This is a genomic window from Kitasatospora sp. NPDC015121 (assembly GCF_055562955.1).
The window spans coordinates 1-20253 of sequence record NZ_JBVHEH010000012.1 but is presented as its reverse complement, the minus strand read 5'-3'; the positions used below and the strand labels follow the sequence as shown (position 1 = coordinate 20253).

At 74.1% G+C, this 20253-nt stretch carries 14 protein-coding genes and 1 pseudogene; 9 read left to right on the top strand and 6 right to left on the bottom strand.

The features are described 5' to 3' along the window. Nucleotides 1-93: 93 nt before the first annotated feature. Together ACZ3J7_RS18840 and ACZ3J7_RS18835 are read left to right on the top strand one after the other, a co-directional pair. Complete coding sequence (locus ACZ3J7_RS18840) at nucleotides 94-1905, top strand: hypothetical protein (RefSeq protein WP_465622180.1); 1812 nt, start codon at nucleotides 94-96, stop codon at nucleotides 1903-1905. A gap of 217 nt (nucleotides 1906-2122) precedes the next feature. Further along, nucleotides 2123-2917: a bestrophin-like domain gene (locus tag ACZ3J7_RS18835; RefSeq protein WP_465622178.1), complete on the top strand. Its 795-nt coding sequence runs from the start codon at nucleotides 2123-2125 to the stop codon at nucleotides 2915-2917. A gap of 47 nt (nucleotides 2918-2964) precedes the next feature. Here the strand turns inward: ACZ3J7_RS18835 and ACZ3J7_RS18830 are convergent, their stop codons facing one another. The 4 genes from ACZ3J7_RS18830 to ACZ3J7_RS18815 all read right to left on the bottom strand — a co-directional run bounded on the left by ACZ3J7_RS18830 (nucleotide 2965) and on the right by ACZ3J7_RS18815 (nucleotide 9309). After that, on the bottom strand, nucleotides 2965-4155 hold the full coding sequence (locus ACZ3J7_RS18830) for an acyl-CoA dehydrogenase family protein (RefSeq protein ID WP_465622176.1): 1191 nt from the start codon (nucleotides 4153-4155) through the stop codon (nucleotides 2965-2967). Between the two features lie 67 nt (nucleotides 4156-4222). Continuing rightward, nucleotides 4223-5230, bottom strand: coding sequence for a hydroxymethylglutaryl-CoA lyase (locus ACZ3J7_RS18825; protein WP_465622174.1), 1008 nt, complete (start codon nucleotides 5228-5230; stop codon nucleotides 4223-4225). Continuing rightward, the gene (locus ACZ3J7_RS18820; protein ID WP_465622172.1) at nucleotides 5227-7407 is read right to left on the bottom strand and encodes an ATP-binding protein; all 2181 of its coding nucleotides are present in this window, start codon (nucleotides 7405-7407) and stop codon (nucleotides 5227-5229) included. Before ACZ3J7_RS18820 ends, ACZ3J7_RS18825 begins: the two co-directional genes overlap by 4 nt. A 195-nt stretch (nucleotides 7408-7602) precedes the next feature. Next, entirely contained in the window at nucleotides 7603-9309 is a 1707-nt protein-coding gene (locus tag ACZ3J7_RS18815) for a carboxyl transferase domain-containing protein (protein ID WP_465622170.1), read from the bottom strand. Nucleotides 9310-9440: 131 nt separating this feature from the next. On the opposite strand from ACZ3J7_RS18815, the gene ACZ3J7_RS18810 reads away from it, so the two are divergent. The 3 genes from ACZ3J7_RS18810 to ACZ3J7_RS18800 all read left to right on the top strand — a co-directional run bounded on the left by ACZ3J7_RS18810 (nucleotide 9441) and on the right by ACZ3J7_RS18800 (nucleotide 14695). After that, nucleotides 9441-10175: a TetR/AcrR family transcriptional regulator gene (locus tag ACZ3J7_RS18810; protein WP_465622168.1), complete on the top strand. Its 735-nt coding sequence runs from the start codon at nucleotides 9441-9443 to the stop codon at nucleotides 10173-10175. A gap of 264 nt (nucleotides 10176-10439) precedes the next feature. Continuing rightward, nucleotides 10440-14165 carry an ABC transporter ATP-binding protein gene (locus ACZ3J7_RS18805; protein WP_465622166.1) on the top strand — a complete coding sequence of 1242 codons (3726 nt, stop codon included), beginning with the start codon at nucleotides 10440-10442 and terminating at the stop codon, nucleotides 14163-14165. Nucleotides 14166-14443: 278 nt separating this feature from the next. Then, nucleotides 14444-14695, top strand: a complete 252-nt coding sequence (locus ACZ3J7_RS18800; RefSeq protein ID WP_465622164.1) for a hypothetical protein — start codon at nucleotides 14444-14446, stop codon at nucleotides 14693-14695. Here ACZ3J7_RS18800 and ACZ3J7_RS18795 read toward each other — a convergent pair. Continuing rightward, the gene (locus ACZ3J7_RS18795) at nucleotides 14629-15540 is read right to left on the bottom strand and encodes an ATP-grasp domain-containing protein (protein ID WP_465622162.1); all 912 of its coding nucleotides are present in this window, start codon (nucleotides 15538-15540) and stop codon (nucleotides 14629-14631) included. The two genes, ACZ3J7_RS18800 and ACZ3J7_RS18795, sit on opposite strands and share 67 nt — an antisense overlap. 161 nt (nucleotides 15541-15701) lie before the next feature. Here ACZ3J7_RS18795 and ACZ3J7_RS18790 point away from each other — a divergent pair, with 161 nt between their 5' ends. Next, nucleotides 15702-16232, top strand: coding sequence for an NUDIX hydrolase (locus tag ACZ3J7_RS18790; protein ID WP_465622160.1), 531 nt, complete (start codon nucleotides 15702-15704; stop codon nucleotides 16230-16232). A gap of 54 nt (nucleotides 16233-16286) precedes the next feature. On the opposite strand, the gene ACZ3J7_RS18785 is transcribed toward ACZ3J7_RS18790, so the two are convergent. Then, complete coding sequence (locus ACZ3J7_RS18785) at nucleotides 16287-16937, bottom strand: hypothetical protein (RefSeq protein WP_465622158.1); 651 nt, start codon at nucleotides 16935-16937, stop codon at nucleotides 16287-16289. Between the two features lie 308 nt (nucleotides 16938-17245). Between ACZ3J7_RS18785 and trpS the strand changes: the two are divergent. The 3 genes and pseudogenes from trpS (at nucleotide 17246) to ACZ3J7_RS18770 (ending at nucleotide 20149) form a co-directional block, all read left to right on the top strand. Beyond that, nucleotides 17246-18299 (top strand): annotated as a pseudogene (gene trpS, locus ACZ3J7_RS18780) (tryptophan--tRNA ligase). A gap of 187 nt (nucleotides 18300-18486) precedes the next feature. Further along, entirely contained in the window at nucleotides 18487-19416 is a 930-nt protein-coding gene (locus ACZ3J7_RS18775; RefSeq protein WP_465622156.1) for a S66 peptidase family protein, read from the top strand. A 10-nt stretch (nucleotides 19417-19426) separates the two neighbouring features. Beyond that, nucleotides 19427-20149, top strand: a complete 723-nt coding sequence (locus ACZ3J7_RS18770; RefSeq protein WP_465622154.1) for a nucleoside/nucleotide kinase family protein — start codon at nucleotides 19427-19429, stop codon at nucleotides 20147-20149. Nucleotides 20150-20253 lie beyond the last annotated feature (104 nt).

Genomic DNA, 20253 nt, shown 5'->3' with positions numbered 1-20253 from the left:
CCGGGGCGTACCGGTGCGCCGTGGCGGTGACCGGTCGATCGCTTGAGTGATCATGCCAAGGTGACCAATTGTCATATCGACGTACTGACAGCCGTGCGACGCATCGCAGCGGCCGCACCCCGCCGCCCCGTGCCCGCGGTGCTCGGGGCCGCGCTGCTGGCACCCGCGCTCCTCGGCGCCGGGACGTCGGAGCCCGCTGCCAAGCGCGGCGGCGAGGTGCACAACGAGCTGCGGCTGAGCGTCACCACCAACGCCGGCACCGACCCCGGAGTGCGGCTCCGTGCCGGGGAGCCGGCGACCCGGACGTACCACTTGAGCAACCATGCCGAGTACCCGCTCGGCAACGTGGCGCTGGACGATCCGCAGGTGCCCGGCGGGCGTCTCTCCTGCGGAGCGGACCGGAGCATCCCGCCCGGCGGCGCCATCGACTGCACCGCCACCTTCACTGTCGCGGCCGGGCCGCAGACCGCCCGGGTCACGGCGGTCGCCGACGCGCCGGGCCGCCTGCCACAGGCGCACGCCGACGCCTCCACCGGCTATCTGGGCATCACGGCGGGCCTCCGCCTCACCCGGGTCGGCACCCCCTCCGGCACGGGCCTGTCCCGCAGAACCGCGGCCCGCACGGCTCCGAGCGGCACCCCCGAAACCGTGGCCGGAGCCCCGGCCCGAGCTCCTGCCGAGGCCTCTTCCAGGCGCGCGACCAGGATGGTGTCCGGCGTCGGCGGAACCGTCGAACTCCAGTACCGCCTGGAGGCGTTCGGTGATGTCCCGATCACCGCCGCCTCGATCACCGAAGGGCTGCCGGGCCTGGGCGCGGTGAGCTGTGAAGGCTTCGACGGCAGCCACACCCTCACTCCCGGGAGGGCCGTCGACTGCCGGGCGACGGGCACGGCTCGCCCGGGTCGCCAGACCGGCACGGCCCGCGCGGGCGGCCTGGCGGACGACGCGACTGTCGGCCCCGACGGAAGCCGCCAAGCCCCCCGCCGGGTCTTCGCCGAGGCTGAAGGAGCTTACGAGGGTCTGCGGCCGACCACTCCGTCCCCGGAGCCGACCGCACCCACCTCCGCCGGTCCGGGCAGCGGAACGGGCCCAGGTACAGGCCCGGGTGCGGGGCCTGGCGCGGGCCCCGGTCCTGGCGACGGGAGCGGCCCCGGCTCCGGCCCTGGAACCGGGACGGGACCGGGCCAGGTCCAGGGCCCGGGCATCTCGACCGGTACCGGCACCGGCACCGGCACCGGCGCCGGTGCGGCCCCCGGCGGCGGTACCGGTCCCGGAGCGGCGGGAGGGGGCGGCGGGAACGCGGGCATGCCGCCGGCGTCCTCGGGGGACTCCGTCCCGCCGGGACTCCTTCCGGTGTCCGTCCCGCCCGCCTCCCAGCCACTGGTCGCCGCGCCCGGGCAGCAGCCCGGGGCCGTGGGGCCGGGGCAGTCCGCGGCCGTCGGTGCCCCGGCCCTGGCCGGGCAGGTGCTCGCGCCCTTCCTCCCCGGGCAGGCGCCCGCCCTGCTGCCGGGCGGGACCGCCTTCGCCAGGCCTGCCTCGCCCTTCGCCGCCCAGGGGCCGGCCGGTGCGGCGGCGCCCCGGGCCGGAAGCCAGGTCGGTGGCATGGTGGCGAACCTCGGGGGCGTGGCGGGCCTCCAGGCGGCGGCCTCCCCGGGTCCGAGCCGGGCAGCCACGCAGGGGACGAGCACCGTTGCGAGCCCGCAGCAGACGGCATCCGCCGCAGGCCGCTCCCCGGAGGGGCGGGCGGAGAGCCAGTACGCGGAGGAGGACTGGCCACCCGGGGAGGACGACGACCCTTGGGACAGCACCGAAGTGATGATGCTCATGCTGGCGATCGTCCTGCCGGTGCTGTGCGTACTGGCGGCGGCGTTCACCACCCGCGGTCGGGGCCGGAGGCGGCGGTGACCGGGACGGTGTCGACGGGGGCAGGGCCGGTGGCGATGGCGACGGCGCGGGGCAGCGCGCCGCAGGCGGGCGCGGGTACGGGCGCTGGTGCTGCTGACGCACCTGTTGTCGAGTCAAGGATCAGCTCGGAGCGGACTCCTGGGACCGGCGGGCGGGCGGGCCCGCAGGTGGACGTCGAGGACCGGACCGGTGTGGCGGCGGGCATGGGCGGGCCGCAATGCTGACCGTTGCCATCGCCGCCGTGTCGGGCGCGGTGCTGGCGTTGGTGATCGGCCTGCTGCTGGGGCGGACCAGGCGGGCGCGGGAAGGGACGACGACACCGCAGGCGATGTCCTTCGCCGGGGCGGCGATCCTCGGCTTCTTCGCGCTCTTCCTGGGCTTCAGCATCGCCGGCACCTGGCAGCAGTTGAACGCGGCGCGCCAGCACACCTACGAGGAGTCGCGGGCTCTCACGGAGGCGTACTGGACGGCCGGCGGCCTGCCCGACGCCGACCGTCCCGTGGTGCGGACCAGGCTGCGGACCTACACCGGGGTGGTGATCGACGACGAGTGGGCCACCATGCAGCACGGCACCGGAAGTCAGACCGCCTGGCGGGCGATCGACCAGGTGCGGGCCGCCGTCGACCAGGTCGCGGTGCACAGCCAGGCCGAGGCGAGCGCCCGGACCGACGTGCTGCGGAGCCTGTCCGAGGTCAACGCCAAGCGGAACGCGCGGCTGGGTGATCTCCGTGCGTCGGTGCCCGTCCTGGCGATCGGCGGCCTGCTGGTGGGGGCGGTGTTCGTCCTGGCCACCCCCTCGGTGATCGGGCTGACCTCCAATCCGCGGAATCTGGTGCTGATGTGCTTCGTGGGCGCCTCCGTGGCGTTCGGGGTGAGCATGGTGGCGGTGATGAGCGGGCCGTTCTCCGGTGCGGTGCGCGTTCAACCGACGGCGTTCCAGCTGGCGCTGGAGCGCTATGACCAGATCGACGGCGACGCCGGGCGGCCGGCCCCGCCCTCGCTCCGGCCCTGACCGGTGTGGTGAGGACCCGTCTCACCGGTCAGGACGGTGCGCCGAATTCAGGACGTCACGCCGAGTTCGCGTGCGATGAGCATCCGCTGGACCTCCGAAGTCCCCTCGCCGATTTCCAGGATCTTGCAGTCGCGCCACATGCGGGCGACCGGGTACTCGTTCATGAAGCCGTAGCCGCCGTGGATCTGGGTCGCCTCGCGGGCGTTGTCGACCGCGGCCTCGGAGGCGTACAGCTTGGCGATGGCCGCCTCCTTCTTGAAGGGCTCGGCGTGCAGCAGCCGGGAGGCGGCGTCCCGCCAGGCCAGGCGGGAGGTGTGGGCGCGCGTCTCCATGTCGGCGAGCTTGAACTGGATGACCTGGTTGGCGCCGATCGGCCGCCCGAAGGCGCGGCGGGTCCCGGCGTACTGGACGGACTGGTCGACGCACCCCTGGGCCAGGCCGGTGGCCAGGGCCGCGATGGCGATGCGGCCCTCGTCGAGGATGCGCAGGAACTGGGCGTAACCGCGGCCCCGCTGTCCGAGCAGGTTGGCGGCGGGCACGCGGCAGTCGGTGAAGGACAGTTCCCGGGTGTCGGAGGCGTTCCACCCGACCTTCGAATACTTCTTCGACACCTGGAACCCGGGGGTCCCAGTGGGAACGATGATGGAGGAGATCTCCCTGGTGGGCGAGTGATTTGACGAGACGTCACTCGAATGTGTGAGCGGTTCGGTCAGTGCGGTGACGGTCACCAGCCCGGTGATGTCGGTGCCGGAGTTGGTGATGAAGCACTTGCTGCCGTTGATCACCCACTCGTCGGTCGCCTCGTCGTAGCGCGCGGTGGTCCGGGTGGCGCCCGCGTCCGTGCCGCCCTCGGGCTCGGTCAGGCCGAAGGCGCCGAGCACCTCGCCGGACGTCAGCTTCGGCAGCCACTCGCGCTTCTGCTCCTCGGTGCCGAAGAGGTGGATCGGCATCGCGCCCAGCGAGACCGCGGCCTCCAGGGTGATCGCCACCGAGGAGTCGACCCGGGCCAGCTCCTCCAGGACCAGGCAGAGCGCGAAGTAGTCGCCGCCCATGCCGCCGTACTCCTCCGGGAAGGGCAGCCCGAACAGGCCCATCCGTCCCATCTCCCGGATGATTTCGTACGGGAATTCGTTCTGCTCGTAGTATTCGCCGATCTTCGGCGCAATGACGTCGTTGGCGAACTCCGCGACAGTGCGGCGGAGTTCTTCGTACTCACTGCTCAGGCGGTGGTCGAGCACGGCTGATCCTCCCGGGATCGCGGCCTGGTGGGCCTGGTGGGGGCGGGTGGTCGGAGGGGTGTCGGGGTCAGTCCGTCGGCCCGAGCAGGGCGCGTACGGTCCTCGACGGGCTGGGGCGACCGAGGTGACGGGCCATCCAGCCACTGGTCGCGGCGAGCGCGGCGAGGTCCACGCCGGTCTCCACGCCCAGGCCTTGCAGCATCCAGACCAGGTCCTCGGTGGCGAGGTTGCCGGTCGCGCTCTTGGCGTACGGGCAGCCGCCGAGGCCGCCGGCCGACGCGTCCACCACGGTCACGCCGGAGCGCAGCGCCGCCAGCGTGTTGGCGAGCGCCTGCCCGTAGGTGTCGTGGAAGTGCACCGCCAAACGTTCGACCGGGGCGCCGGAACGGGTGAACGCGCCGATCAGCGCGTTGACGTGGCCGGGGGTGGCGACGCCGATGGTGTCGCCGAGGCTCAGCTCGGTGCAGCCCATCTCCAGCAGGGTCAGGCCGTGGCGGACCACCTGGTCGAGCGGGACCGGCCCCTCCCAGGGGTCGCCGAAGCACATCGACAGGTAGCCGCGCGCCGGCACTCCGGCGGCCGCGGCGCGCTCGACCACCGGGCGGAACATCGCCATCGCCTCGTCCGCCGAGCGGTTGAGGTTGCGCCTGGCGAAGGTCTCGGTGGCGCTGGCGAACACCGCGATCTCGGTGGCGTGGTGCGCCAGCGCCCGGTCCAGCCCGCGCTCGTTGGGCACCAGGACGGGCAGCCGCAGGCCCGGGTGCCGTGCGGGCAGCCCGGTCAGCCGGGGCATCAGCTCCTCGGCGTCCGCCAGCTGCGGCACCCACTTGGGGTGGACGAAGCTGGTGGCCTCGACGGTGCGCAGCCCGGCGGCGGCGAGCCGGGCGATGAACTCGGCCTTCACCTCCACGGGGACGAGGGCGCTCTCGTTCTGCAGCCCGTCGCGCGCGCCGACCTCGTGGATGCGGACCCGTTCGGGCAGCTCCGGATCGCGGACCGGCTGCGGCAGGCCGAGTTCCAGCACGGTCGGGTCGGCCGGGGTGGAGGGGCCGGGGGCGGTCGGGGAGGCGCTCATCGGGCCGCCTCCGGGAGGGGCGCGACGGGCTCGGACGGCTCCTCGGCCGCCGTGACGGTCACCAGCGGCGCGTCCATCGCGACGGTCGCGCCGGCGGAGACCCGCAGGTCCTCGACGGTGCCGTCGTGCGGCGCGGAGATGACGTGCTCCATCTTCATGGCCTCCAGGACCAGCAGCGCCTGGCCGCGGCGCACGGGTTCGCCGGGCTCGACCTTGACCACGGTGACGGTGCCGGGCATCGGTGCGGTGAGGGTGCCGTGGTGGGCGGTGCTGGCCGCGGCGCGTTCGGCGATTGCGTCGAACGGGTGAACGGGCCAGGCGTCGCCGTCCACGCCGAGCCAGTGGGTGACCCCCTCCGGCGTGCGTTCCGAAGCGACCGTGAAAGTGGCCTGCAGGCCGTCAACCGCAAGGCGCAGCAGGGTTCCGTCGAGACCCGCCCGGGCCTTCCGGACCGGCCCGCCGTCCAGGCGGACCTCCCACTCGGGCGAACCCGTCGCGGAAAAACCGCTAGCGCTCTCGAATTCACCATTGGTAATCATTCGACAGCTCACGGTGACCGGTTCGCGGCCGGGCAGCCGGAGCCGGTGCGTGGTCCACGCGGCCTCGCCACCGAGCCGCCAGCCCGAAGGGAGGGAGAAGGGGTCGGTCCAGCCGTCGGAGGCGGCGGCGCGGCCGAGTTCGAGCTGTCGCAGCAGCGCGGCGGCGAAGTGGAGCAGGTCGACCGATTCGGGACGGGTGTACGGGGAGCTCAGCAGGGAGGCGTCCTGCTGGGCGCTGCGTTCCACCAGCCCGGTGTCGAGCCGTCCTGCCGTCACCTCGGGCTGAGCCAGCAGCCGGCGCAGGTAGCCGGTGTTGGTGGTGACGCCCAGGATGCGGGTCTCGGCGAGTGCGGCCCGCAGCCGACGGATCGCGGTCGGGCGGTCGGGCCCGTACGCGATCACCTTGGCGAGCATCGGGTCGTACAGGCTGCCGATCCGGTCGCCGGGTGCGATTCCGGAGTCCACCCGGACGCCCTCCCCGGAGGGTTCGTCCAGCAGCAGTACCTCACCGCCGGTGGGCAGGAAGTCCCGTTCCGGGTCCTCGGCGCAGATGCGGGCCTCGATCGCGTGGCCCAGGAAGGAGACGTCCGACTGAGCGAACGGCAGTGCCTCGCCCGCGGCGACGCGCAACTGCCACTCCACCAGGTCCAGCCGTTGCGGGCCGTCCGGCCCGTCCACGGAGACGGCGAGTTCGGTGACGGGGTGTTCCACCTGGAGGCGGGTGTTCATCTCCATGAAGAAGAAGTCGAGGACGTCGTCCGCGTCCGGCCCGGCCGGGTCGCCGCCGGGGACGATGAACTCGACCGTGCCGGCGCCGGTGTAGCCGCAGGCTTCGGCGGCGCGCACCGCGGCCGCGCCCATCGCGGCGCGGGTCCGAGGGTTCAACAGGACGGAAGGGGCCTCTTCGATGAGTTTCTGATGGCGGCGCTGCAGACTGCACTCGCGCTCGCCGAGGTGGACGGTCCGGCCGTGGGTGTCGGCCAGGACCTGGACCTCGATGTGCCGGGGCTGGTCGACCCAGCGCTCCAGCAGCAGGGTGTCGTCGCCGAACGCGGTGCGGGCCACCCGGCGGGCCGCGGCGAGCTCGGCGGGCAGCTCGGCCGGGTCGCGGACCAGCCGCATGCCCTTGCCGCCGCCGCCGGCCGAGGGCTTGAGCAGCACCGGGTAGCCGATCCGGGTCGCCGCCTCGATCAGCTGCTCGTCGCTGGGCGAGCCGTCCTCGCTGCCGGGGACGACCGGCACTCCGGCGGCCCGGACGGCCTCCTTGGCGTTGATCTTGTCGCCCATCAGTTCCACCGCGGCCGGCGGCGGGCCGATGAAGACCAGGCCGGCGTCCGTGCAGGCCTCGGCGAACGCGGAGTTCTCGGCGAGGAACCCGTAGCCGGGGTGGACGGCCTGCGCGCCGGTCCGGCGGGCGGCGTCCAGGATCAGGTCGGCGCGCAGGTAGGTCTCGGCGGCCGAGCTGTCGCTCCGGTCGGCGGGCCCGATCCGGACCGCGAGGTCGGCGGCCCGGACGTGCGGGGCGTCGGCGTCCGCGTCGCTGTGCACGGCGACCGAGCGCACGCCCAGCCGCCGGAGGGTGCGGATCACCCGTAGCGCGATCTCGCCTCGGTTGGCGACGAGCACGGTGTCGAACATGAGAGGTGTTCCTCCGTCACGAAGGGAACGGTGAGCGAATTGGCGTTGCGTCACCAGTGGTGGCCCGGGCGGCTCTGTCGCCTCCGGGGCCCGTCGGGGTCGGCGGGCCCGTCGGGACCGACGGGGGCCTGCGGGCGGCCGCCGCCGGGCCGGGGCCGGTGGGGCCGGGCCTGCGGCGGCGGCCCCGGCGGGGCGTCACATCCGGAAGACCCCGAACGGGCGCGCCTCGGGGAGCGGGGCGTTGGCGCAGGCGGTGAGTGCCAGGCCGAGCACGGAGCGGGTCTGCAGCGGGTCGATCACACCGTCGTCCCACAGTCGGGCGGTGGCGTAGTAGGCGTTGCCCTGCCGCTCGTACTGCTCGCGGACGGGGCGCTTGAACTCGTCCTCGTCCTCGGGGGACCACTGCTCGCCCCGGGTCTCCAGCTGGTCGCGGCGGACGGTGGCCAGCACGGAGGCCGCCTGTTCCCCGCCCATCACGGAGATCTTCGCGTTCGGCCACATCCACAGGAAGCGGGGTGAGTAGGCCCGGCCGCACATCGAGTAGTTGCCCGCCCCGTACGAGCCGCCGATCACCACGGTCAGTTTGGGCACCCGGGTGCAGGCCACCGCGGTGACCATCTTGGCGCCGTGCTTGGCGATGCCGCCGGCCTCGTACTGGCGGCCCACCATGAAACCGGTGATGTTCTGCAGGAAGAGGAGGGGGATGCCGCGCTGGTCGCACAGTTCGATGAAGTGCGCGCCCTTGAGCGCGGACTCGGCGAACAGGACGCCGTTGTTGGCGACGATGCCGACGGGGTGGCCGTGGATCCGGGCGAAGCCGGTCACCAGGGTGGTGCCGTACTCGGCCTTGAACTCGGCGAACCGGCTACCGTCCACCAGCCGGGCGATCACCTCGCGCACGTCGTAGGGGGTGCGCGGGTCCACCGGCACCACGCCGTACAACCCGGCCGGGTCGACCGCAGGCGGCTCGACCGGGGCGAGCGGCCACGGCTTGGCGGCGCGCGGGCCCAGCCCGGCCACGATGGTGCGGACGATGGAGAGCGCGTGCGCGTCGTCCTCGGCCAGGTGGTCGGTCACGCCCGAGGTGCGGGAGTGGAGGTCGCCGCCGCCCAGTTCCTCGGCGGTCACCACCTCGCCGGTGGCGGCCTTCACCAGCGGGGGGCCGCCCAGGAAGATGGTGCCCTGGTTGCGGACGATCACCGCCTCGTCGCTCATCGCCGGAACGTACGCGCCGCCCGCGGTGCAGGAGCCGAGCACCGCCGCGATCTGCGGGATCCCGGCGGCGGACAGGCGTGCCTGGTTGTAGAAGATCCGCCCGAAGTGGTCGCGGTCGGGGAACACCTCGTCCTGCATCGGCAGGAACGCCCCGCCGGAGTCCACCAGGTAGACGCAGGGCAGCCGGTTCTCCAGGGCCACCTCCTGCGCCCGCAGGTGCTTCTTCACCGTCATCGGGTAGTACGTGCCGCCCTTGACCGTGGCGTCGTTGGCCACCACCAGGACCTCGCGGCCGGCGACCCGGCCGATGCCGGCGATCACCCCGGCGGCCGGGGCGGCTCCGTCGTACAGCCCGTCGGCGGCCAGTGGCGCCAGTTCGAGGAACGGCGAGCCGGGGTCGAGCAGGCTGTCCACCCGCTCCCGGGGCAGCAGCTTGCCGCGGGCGACGTGCTTGGCGCGCGCCTTCTCGCCGCCGCCGAGCGCCGCCGCCGCGAGCTTGCCGCGCAGCTCGGCGACCAGCTCCCGGTGGGCCCGCGCGTTGGCCAGGCCGGCCGGGGCGGACGGGTCGGCCGCGCCCTCCAGGCGGGGGGCCGGCGCGTCCGCGGCGCTGAACGGCGGTGCGGCGGGTGCGGTTCCCCGCGAAGGGGCGGCGGACCACGGAGGGGTCTGTGCCGAAGAGAGGACCATCCCAAGAGCTCCCTTGCCCCTCGGATTCGGATCGGGGCAGGCCGGAGGGCGAGCCGGCCAGCCCGTGTTAATGAGCGTTAACTCTGTGGCCAGGTTAACCATCGATAACCCGACTGTCTACGATGGGCAGCATGCCCAACCGCACTACCACCCCCGCGCTCCCACGCCGTGACCAGATCCGGAAAGAGGCCGCCAGGCTCTTCGCGGCGCGCGGCTTCCTCGGGGTCGGCGTCGACGAGATCGGCAAGGCGGTCGGCATCAGCGGTCCCGGCCTGTACCGGCACTTCGCGGGCAAGGACGCGATGCTCGCCGACCTCCTGGTGGGCATCAGCGAGCGCCTGCTGGAGGAGGGACGGCGCCGCGAGGGCGAGGCCGCCGGGCCGCGGGCCGCACTGGACGCCCTGATCGACGGGCACATCGACTTCGCCCTGGACGACCGGGACCTGATCACCCTCCACGACCGCGAACTGCTCCACCTCAAGGAGGCGGACCGCCGCCGGGTGCGTCGGCTCCAGCGCGGCTACGTCGAGCTCTGGGTCTCGGTGGTGCGCGAGGCGTTCCCGCCGCTGGCCGCGCCCGACGCGGAGCCGGTCGCCCGCGCCGCCGTGCACGCGGTGTTCGGCCTGCTCAACTCCACCCCGCACAGCGCCGCGCCGCAGCAGGCCCAGACCCAAAGCCAGGCCCAGACCCAGACCGATTCCGGCCCCGAGCGGTCCGGGCTGGCCCGCGACCGCATGGCCGCCCTGCTCCGTGCCCTCGCCCAGGGGGCGTTCGCGGCCGCTGCGGAGACCGGGGGAGCCCGAGCGGCGGAGCGGTCGGAGCGGCCGGAGGAGTCCGACAAGGCGGGCGGGGCGGGCGACCTGTAGGCAGCTCCGCCTGAAGGCAGCTCCGCCCCGGCGGGCCGGTTGACCTGCGGGCGCGTGTCCTACGCGACCGGCCGGGGCGGGGCCGGCCGCACCCCGCCTAGGTCGATCGGCCGATCCGGGCCTGGTCGATCGTCCGAGGCGCACCACCGCGCAACGCGGGCAACCTGTAGACGGGAAGGAAGCTCGACCCGAGGTCGTTCAGCTTCCCGTGCGCCCTCGAACCCGATGGACGCTTGACCGGCCGAATGGTTAGCATCACTAAATATGCCCGAGACTCATGGTTTTCCAGAGCGCAGTTGGCTCCGCCGACTCGGTGGCTACTGCTGGCGCTACCGTCGCAACCTGTTGCTGTCCTTCGGGGCCTCGCTGGTGGGCATGGCGATCACCGCGATCGTCCCGCTCATCACCAAGCTGATCATCGACGACGTGATCACCACGCACAGCCGCCCGCTCACCCCGTGGGCGGTGCTGCTGCTGGTCGCGGCCGCGGCGGTGTTCCTCTGCACCCAGATCCGGCGCTACTACGGCGGCCAGCTCGCGCTGGACGTTCAGCACGACATGCGCGCCGACCTGTTCCGCTCGCTGACCAGGCTCGACGGTCACCGGCAGGACCGGCTCGACACCGGCCAGGTGGTCGGCCGGGCCACCTCCGACCTGCAGTTGGTCAACGGCCTGCTGTCGATGCTGCCGATGATGACGGGCTACGCCCTGATGTTCGGCATGTCGCTGGTGGTCATGCTCTGGCTGTCCGTGCCGCTCACCCTGATCGCCCTGGTGATGGGTCCGGTCCTGTGGTGGCTGGCCACGCTCAGCCGCAAACGCCTCTTCCCCGCCACCTGGGACGCCCAGCAGCGGGCCGCCGAGGTCGCGGGCGTGGTGGACGCCGCGATCGGCGGGGTCCGGGTGGTCAAGGGCTTCGGCCAGGAGGCCCAGGAGCGGGGCAAGCTGGAACGCGCCTCGCGCGGGCTGTTCGCGGCCCGGCTGCGGTCGATCCGGCTGAACGCCCGCTACACCCCCGCCATGCAGGCCGTCCCCGCGCTCGGGCAGGTCGCGGTGCTCGCCGTCGGCGGCTGGCTGGCCGTCCGGGGGGACGTCACGCTCGGCACCTTCGTCGCCTTCTCCACCTACCTGGCGCAGATGACCGGCCCGGTCCGGATGCTCGCCATGGTGATCACCGTCGGCCAGCAGGCCCGCGCCGGAGTGGAGCGCGTCCTGCAGCTGGTCGACCAGCGTCCGCTGGTCTCCGACCCGGCCGACGCCCGACCGCTCGACCCCGCCGCCGCGCCGGCCGGCACCCCCGCGCTGGAACTCGACCGGGTCGACTTCCACTACCGCGCCGAGGAGCACCCGGAGCCGGGCAGCGTCCCCGACGACGTCCCGGTGCTGGAGGGCCTCAGCCTGCGGCTCGCCCAGGGGGAGACGCTGGCCCTGGTCGGCGCCTCCGGCTCCGGCAAGTCCACCGTCGCCCAGCTGGTGCCCCGCTTCTACGACCCGACCTCCGGCACCGTCCGGCTCTTCGGGCAGGACGTCCGGGAGGTGACCCTCGACTCGGTGCGCGCCGCCATCGGCATCGTGCCCGAGGAGAGCTTCCTGTTCTCCGAGAGCGTCCGCACCAACATCGCCTACGGGCACCCGGAGGCCACCGAGGAGCAGATCGAGGCCGCCGCCCGGATCGCCCAGGCCGACGGCTTCATCCGGGAACTCCCCGACGGCTACGACACCAAGGTCGGCGAACAGGGACTCACCCTCTCCGGCGGCCAGCGCCAGCGCATCGCGCTCGCCCGGGCCGTCCTCACCGACCCGCGCCTCCTGCTGCTCGACGACGCCACCTCCGCGGTGGACCCGCAGATCGAGGCGGAGATCCACGACGCGCTGCACAGCGTGATGGCCGGCCGCACCACCCTGCTGATCGCCCACCGCCGCTCCACCCTGCAGCTCGCCGACCGGATCGCCGTCCTGGACGCCGGACGGCTGATCGACCTCGGCACGCACGAGGAGCTCACCGCCCGATGTCCGCGCTACCGGTCGCTCATCACCGACCCGGACGCGCTGGCCGCCCCGGCCCCGGCCCCGACCCCGGCCCCGGAGGCCGCGCCCGAGCGGGCCGCCGCCACCGCGGACGGCGCACCGGCCGCCGAGAAGCCCGGCGCGGACGCCGAACTGCTCGCCAAGGTCGCCGCGCTGCCGCCCGCCACGGACGCCCCCGAGGTCCCCGTCGAACAGGCCGAGGCCGCCGACCCCCGGTTCAGCCTCGCCCGGCTGCTCACCCCGTTCCGCGGCCCGCTGCTGCTCGCCCTGCTCCTGGTCGCGCTGGACACCGCGGCCGGACTCACCCTGCCGGTCCTGATCCGGCACGGCATCGACGACGGCGTCAGCAAGGCGGCGCTCGGCGGCGTCGCGGTCGCCTCCCTGCTGGCCCTCGCCGTCGTCCTGTTCGACTGGCTGGTGCAGGCCACCGAGAGCCGGGTCTCCGGCCGCACCGGCGAACGCGTCCTCTACACCCTGCGCCTGAAGATCTTCGCGCACCTCAACCGGCTCGGCCTCGACTACTACGAGCGCGAGCTGACCGGCCGGATCATGACGCGGATGACCACCGACGTCGACTCCATCTCCTCGTTCCTGCAGACCGGCGTGGTCACCGCGGTGGTCAGCGTCTTCACCTTCCTCGGCATCTTCGCCGCCCTGATCGTGATCGACCCCGGCCTCGCCCTGGTGGTCTTCGCGGTGCTCCCGCCGCTGATCGTCGCCACGCTGGTGTTCCGCCGGAAGTCCGCCCAGCAGTACCAGGTCTCCCGGGACCTGATCAGCACCGTCAACGCGGACCTGCAGGAGAACGTCGCCGGGATGCGGATCGTCCAGGCCTTCCGCCGCCAGGACGCCAACACCGAGCGGTTCGTCGAACGCGGCCTCGCCTACCGGCACGCCCGGGCCAAGGCCCAGTTCTACATCTCGCTGTACTTCCCGTTCGTGCAGTTCCTCTCCAGCGTCGCCTCCGCGCTGGTGCTGATCGCCGGCGCCTCCCGGGTCGACGACGGAACCCTCACCATCGGCGCCCTGGTCGCCTACCTGCTCTACATCGACCTGTTCTTCGCCCCGGTCAACCAGCTCTCGCAGATCTTCGACGGCTACCAGCAGGCCGCCGTCGGCCTCGGCCGGATCCGCGACCTGCTGCGCACCCCCACAAGCACGCCGCAGGCCGAGAACCCGGTCCCGGTCGGCGCGCTGCGCGGCGAAGTCGACTTCCGGAACGTCAGCTTCGCCTACAACGGCGGGGGCGAGGGCAACCCCGAGGTGCTCTCCGGCATCGACCTGCACATCCCGCCGGGCCAGACCGTCGCCCTGGTCGGCGAGACCGGGGCGGGCAAGTCCACCCTGGTCAAACTGGTCGCCCGGTTCTACGACGCCACCGGCGGCACCCTGCGGGTCGACGGCACCGACCTCACCAGCTACGACCTGGAGGGGTACCGGCACCGGCTCGGCGTCGTCCCGCAGGAGGCCTACCTCTTCGCCGGGACGGTCCGCGACGCCATCGCCTACGGCCGACCCGACGCGACCGACCCCGAGGTCGAAGCGGCGGCCAAGGCGGTCGGCGCCCACGACATGATCACCAAGCTGTCCGGCGGCTACCGCCACCGGGTCGCACCCCGCGGCCGCAACCTCTCCGCCGGCCAGCGCCAGCTCATCGCCCTCGCCCGGGCCGAGCTGGTCGACCCCGACATCCTGCTCCTCGACGAGGCCACCGCCGCACTCGACCTCGCCACCGAAGCCGCCGTCAACCACGCCGCCGACCGGCTCAGCGGCGGACGCACCACCCTGGTCATCGCCCACCGGCTCACCACCGCCGAACGCGCCGACCGGATCGTCGTCCTCGACCACGGCCGAATAGTGGAGGACGGCACCCACGCCGAACTGCTCGACCGCGACGGCGCCTACGCCAAGCTGTGGAGCGCCTTCATCGCGGAAGGGCACCCGACACCCGCCCTCGGCTGAGCGACCGGACGGCTCCGCACCCGGCGGCGGGTGCGGAGCCGTCCGGGTCCTTGGCGGAGCTGTCTCCAGCGGGACGCGACCGGGCCACTCACCGGTCGCGGCTCGGCCACGGACCACCACCGGCGAACCTCCTGGTACACAGAACGGGTGACCGATCGAGGGGACGGGAGCACCACCCCCGTCACCGGGTCGAGAGGCCACGCCCATGCGCGTCCACGCCACCCACGGTCGCCCCCTACGCGGCCGGCCAACTGCCCGCCTACCTGCTGCCCACCCTGGTGGGCCGCCTCACCGGCCACCCCGGCCTGACCACCACCCAGGCCGGAGCCCTCGGCAGCACCCTGCTGCTCGCCGGGTGCGTCACCGCCCTCGGCCCGACCCGCACCACCGTCCGCGCCCTACTCGCCACCTCGGGCACCGCCGCCGGCCTCTACCTGCTGCTCCCGCACCTCGGCAGCGCCGGCTACGCCTTCAACAGCGCCCGGAACAGCGCCTCCACGTCCACCCCGGACGGCAGCTCGCTGACCTGACCGTCCCCGACCTCCACCACCCGCCACCGTCCCCCGCCCCCGGCGCCAGTGTCGGCGTCGCTGTCGCTGTCGGCGCGGCGGGCCAGGTCGGTGGTGACGAACCGGCACCCCAGCTCCCGGACCAGCGGACGGACGGCGGACAGGTCGGGCACCAGCCGGTGCGCCGGGCCGTCGGGGTGCGGGCCGACCAGCACCGGCTCGCCGTCCAGCCACCACACCCGGGCCTCCTCCGTCCGCCCGTCCGCAGCCCGGACGAACCGTTCGAAGCGGCGCACCACGAGCCCGCCGGCCAGGAAGTCGCCTTGCAGTTCGGCGAAGCGCGACGCCACGCGCTCCAGCGCGTCGAGGTCGGCCAGCTCGGGCACGTAGCAGGCCTCGGCCCACTCGTGCTTGCGGGACTTCACGTAGTCCTTGACCACCGCCGGGCCGGCGCCGCCCAGCTCGGCCGCGGCCGCAGCCAGTGACCGGCGGTCCCAGCCGGTGCCCGGAAGCCAACTGCTGGCCGGGGTCAGCGGGGCGAACGTCCGGTACCAGCCGGGGAGTTCGTGAGCGGTCGCGTACGCGGCCGGTCCGGTCAGCAGCGGGCGGCCGCGAGCCGCCAGGACCTCGGCGAGTTCGGCGTACCGGGCGGTGGGGACCATCCAGCCCCGGTACCAGAGCGGCCCCCGGCCGGGCGGGACGCGACGGACCGCCGCCTCGACGTCCCCGGCGAGCAGCGCGTCGTGGTCGAGCAGGCCGTGCTCGCCGCCCGCCGCCCGGACCGCCGCGACCTCCCAGGCGAAGTGCGGGTCGACCCGTCGGGGGAGGAGCGGGTCGGACGGAAGGATGACGGCGGGTTCGACCATGCGGCCCAGACTAGGTCCACCACCCGGGGCAGGGCCCGGAATCCGCCCGCCCCGGCACGTCGGCCCGCCCGGAAAACGGGTCGCGAACCGGGTCGGGAACCCGCCCGGAAACCGGGTCGACACCCCCTTCCGGGCCCTGCCAGGATCCCTGCATGCGATGGATGTCACGACGTCGGAAAGAGCGCGGCGAACGGCGGCCCCGCCGGGCGGCCCGGACGGTGGTGCTCTCCCCGGAGGGCGAGGTGCTCCTGTTCCGCTCGGACAACTCCGAGGTCGGGCTCCACTGGAACGCCCCGGGCGGCGGCCTGGAGCCCGGCGAGTCCCCGCTGGAGGGCGCCCTCCGGGAACTGCGGGAGGAGACCGGCTGGACCGACCTCCGACCGGGCCCCCTCATCTGCACCTGGGAGCACGACTTCACCTGGCACGGCACCCCGGTCCGCCAGCACGAGCACATCTTCCTGACCCACGGCCCGCGCCGCGAGCCGGGGGACGTGGCGGCGGTCCACCGGGTCGACGGCATCCTCGGCTGGCACTGGTGGACGCCGGCCGAACTCGCCGCGCCGGACGCGGACCCGATCTGGCCGCCGAACCTGGCCGACCTGCTCGCCGCCGTCCGCGCCTCGGCACCCGACCCGATCGAACCCGTCCACCTCGGCTACGTGCCCAACCGCGTACCGTCCGAAGGAGTCTGAGGCGACCCGGAGGGCAGGCGGAGCGGGCCCGCGGAGGCGCCGTGCGGGAGCGGCTCAGCGGACCGGGCGCCGGCCCCTCCGGCGTCCGCGCGCCGCCGGCACCTCGGCCCGCCAGTCGCGCAGCCCGAGCTCCCGGTCGTGCACCGCCTCCGGGTTGATCACCACCGACAGCACGGCGGACCGCAACTCCTCCTGGCTCAACCCGGTCGAGCGCAGCAGCCGCTCCGTGGGGACCGACACGGCGATGGCCGGCCGCCAGTCCGGCAGCACCACCTGGCAGGTACCGGAACCGAAGCGCAGCAACCGCGCCGACACCCGGCGGTCCGGAGCCCGCCCGGCGGGGCCGACGGCCTCGGCCAGCCCGGGCGAACCGGCGATCAGCACCCCCATCGGCGCCCCCGCCAGGTCCGCCGGCACCCCCTCCACCACGACCTCCTCCACGGCCGCGCCGTACCCGCCCGGCACCGCAGGGGCCGCCCGGACCTGGCTCAGCCGCCGCGAGGGCGAGGGCCGCCGGGGCGGCCGCACCCGACCCGCCGCCCCACCGACCCCCCAGGACCCCGCCGACCACTCGACCGCCCCGGGAGCACCCGCGTCCGCCGGCCGCCCGTCCGCCACCGGTCCGCCCGCCGAACCAGCTTGCGCCGGACGGCGGTCGGCGTCCGCGTGCGGCCGGTCCGACGCGTTCTGGTCGAGCGAGGTCATGACTGTGCCCTCCGAATTCCGAGCTCGCCCGATCCTGCACCACCGACGCGGGCCCGGCCAAGGGACGTGGGTGGACAACCGATGGTTCCGGCCCCGAGGTAAACCCGTTGCGGGTTCCGGGAACGCAGCTAGGGTCGGAGGCGTGTCCCACTCGTCATGCCTGCGCTGGCGGCCGTCCTAGGACGGCCGTCCCCCACGCATGACCCCAGGGCCGTCCGCAAGGGCGGCCCCGGTGCGACGACCTCGGACGGACCAGGGCGGATCCCGGCGGGCGGCCACCAGCCGCGAACCCAGGAGCACCCGCAGCCATGACCGCCACCGTCCCCGCCGACCCCCGCACCGCCGCGAACCCGCTGGTCGCCACCACCGCCGCCGGACACCGCCGCATCCTGACCGGCGACCGCCCGACCGGCCCGCTGCACCTCGGCCACTACTTCGGGACGCTCCGCAACCGCGTCGAACTCCAGGCGCAGGGGATCGAGTTGATGATCGTGATCCCCGACTACCAGGCGATCACCGACCGGGACCGCGCCGACCGCCCGGCCGAACACGCGGAGAACCTGGTCCTCGACTACCTGGCCGCCGGCGTCGACCCCGAGCGCGCCACGGTCTTCACCCACAGCGCCGTCCCCGCGCTCAACCAGCTGATGCTGCCCTTCCTCAGCCTGGTCAGCGTCGCCGAACTCTCCCGCAATCCCACCGTCAAGGACGAGATCGCACACTCCCGGCAGGGCGCCGTCAGCGGACTGATGTTCACCTACCCCGTCCACCAGGCCGCCGATATCCTGTTCTGCAAGGCCGACCTCGTCCCGGTCGGCCAGGACCAGCTGCCGCACCTGGAGCTCACCCGCACCATCGCCCGCCGCTTCAACGACCGCTACGCCACCCTCTTCCCCGAACCGCAGGCCCTGCTCTCCCGAGCCCCCCCTGCTGCTCGGCACCGACGCGGGCAAGATGAGCAAGAGCCGGGGCAACGCCGTCACCCTCGGCGCGAGCGAGGACGAGACCGCCAAACTGCTCCGAGGCGCCGTCACCGACCCCGAGCGCCACATCCGTTACGACCCCGGGAACCGCCCCGGCGTCTCCAACCTCCTGCTGCTGACCGCACTCTGCCAGGACCGCGACCCGCACGACGTCGCCGAGGAGATCGGCGACGGCGGGGCCGACCTCCTCAAGCGCACCGCCACCGAGGCGGTCAACGAGCACTTCCGCCCGCTGCGGGCCCGCCGCGCCAAACTCGCCGCCGATCGCACCCTCCTGCGCGAAGTCCTGCACGCCGGCAACGCCCGCGCCAACGACATCGCCGACCGGACCCTGGCCGAAGTGCGCGCCGCGATGGGCACCTTCACCGACACCCGCTGACCCCTGCCCCGCTGCTCCACTGACCGCTGCCCCGCCGGCCGTCGGCGCGGAACGCCGGCGGCCCGGCCGGGGTGGGGCGTTCCCGGACGGGGGATACCGTCAGCGGGCGGAACGACGGCCGGCCGCCCGCCGACCCCGGCATCACCCGCCCGTCCCACCCCCCCCGCGCACCCCCGAGGAGTACCGGATGCCCCTGCGCCCGCTCCGTCCCGGCGACCGGGTCGCCCTCGTCGCCCCCAGCGGTGCGGTGGACCCGCACCGACTCGCCCTCGGCGTCGACGTCCTCCGCTCCTGGGGCCTGGAGACGGTCGCCCTCCCGCACCTGTACGACACCCACCCCGCGCTGGCGCACCTGGCCGGCGCCGACGCGCACCGCGCCGCCGACCTGCAGGCCGCCTGGCTCGACCCCGAGGTCGCCGCCGTCCTCTGCGTCCGCGGCGGCTTCGGCGCCCACCGGATGGTCGACCTCCTCGACTGGGACGCGATGCGCGCCGTCCCGCCCAAACCGCTCGTCGGGTTCAGCGACGTCACCGTCCTGCACGAAGCCGTCGCCCGGGAGCTCGGCGTCCCCACCTTCTACGGTCCGATGCCCGGCAGCACCGTCTTCAGCACCGACGCCGCCACCGCCGAACACCTGCGCCGTACCCTCTTCGAGCCCGCCGGCACCACCGTCCTCACCGGCCCCGACGCCACCGCGCTCGTGCCCGGCCGGGCCCGCGGCGTCCTGATGGGCGGCTGCGCCTCCCTGCTGGCGGCCGACCGAGGCGTCCCCGGCGCCCGCCCGTCCTTCGCCGGCGGGCTGCTCGCCCTGGAGGACGTCAACGAGCAGCCCTACCAGCTCGACCGGATCCTCACCCAGCTCCGCCGCAGCGGAGCGCTGGAAGGGGTGGCGGGCGTGGTCCTCGGCTCCTGGGACGGTTGCGGACCGCCCGACGGCGTGCGCGCCGTGCTGCTCGACCACCTCGGCGGGCTCGGCGTCCCCGTCCTGTGGGAACTCGGCTTCGGCCACTGCCCGTCCTCGATCACCGTCCCGCTCGGCGTCCCGGCCACCCTCGACGCCGACGCCGGCACGCTCACCCTCGACGCGCCCGCCCTCAGCGGCCCTACCGACGCGTAGGGTTCGAACCATGCACGACGAAGGCACCCCCACCAGCGCCACTGCCCCCGCCCCCGAGCAGCCCGCCACCTCGGAACAGGCAGTGACCCGGGCCCTCGCCCTGCTCCGCGGCCCCGGCAGCGGCACCGGACGGACCCTCCTCGGCCTGGCCGGACCGCCCGCCGCCGGAAAGTCCACCCTCGCGCGCCTCCTGATCGACGAGGTCAACCGCCAGGAGGGCCCCGACACCGCCGCCTACCTCCCGCTCGACGGCTTCCACCTCTCCAACGCCCAGCTCGACCGCCTCGGCCTGCGCCCCCGCAAGGGCGCCCCCGAGACCTTCGACGCCCGCGGCTACCTCGCCCTCCTCCAGCGCGTCGCCACCGACCGCTTCCACGACGTCTACGCCCCCGACTTCGACCGCACCCTCGACGAACCCGTCGCCGCCCGCCACCTCGTCCGCCCGCACACCCGCCTCGTCGTCACCGAGGGCAACTACCTCGCCGCCCCCACCACCCCGTGGACGGAGGCCCGCGCCCTACTGCGCGAGCTCTGGTACGTCGACGCGGACGAGACCACCCGCGACACCCGCCTGCTCACCCGCCACACCGCCGGCGGCCAGGACGAGGCGACCGCCCGCCGGCGCATCGACGGCAACGACCTGCCCAACGCGGCCTACGTGGCGAGCACCCGCGCGACCTGCGACTGGGTGGTCCGCACGGGCGAGTTTGCATCCGTCCTCCGATCGGCGTAGTGTCGACTAGTCGCTCGGCAGGGAGCACCGGACACGCATCTGTGTGGACGGTCCCGGGGCGGCCAATCCCTGAGAAACCAGTTCGATGATCCGTGACGGGTCGG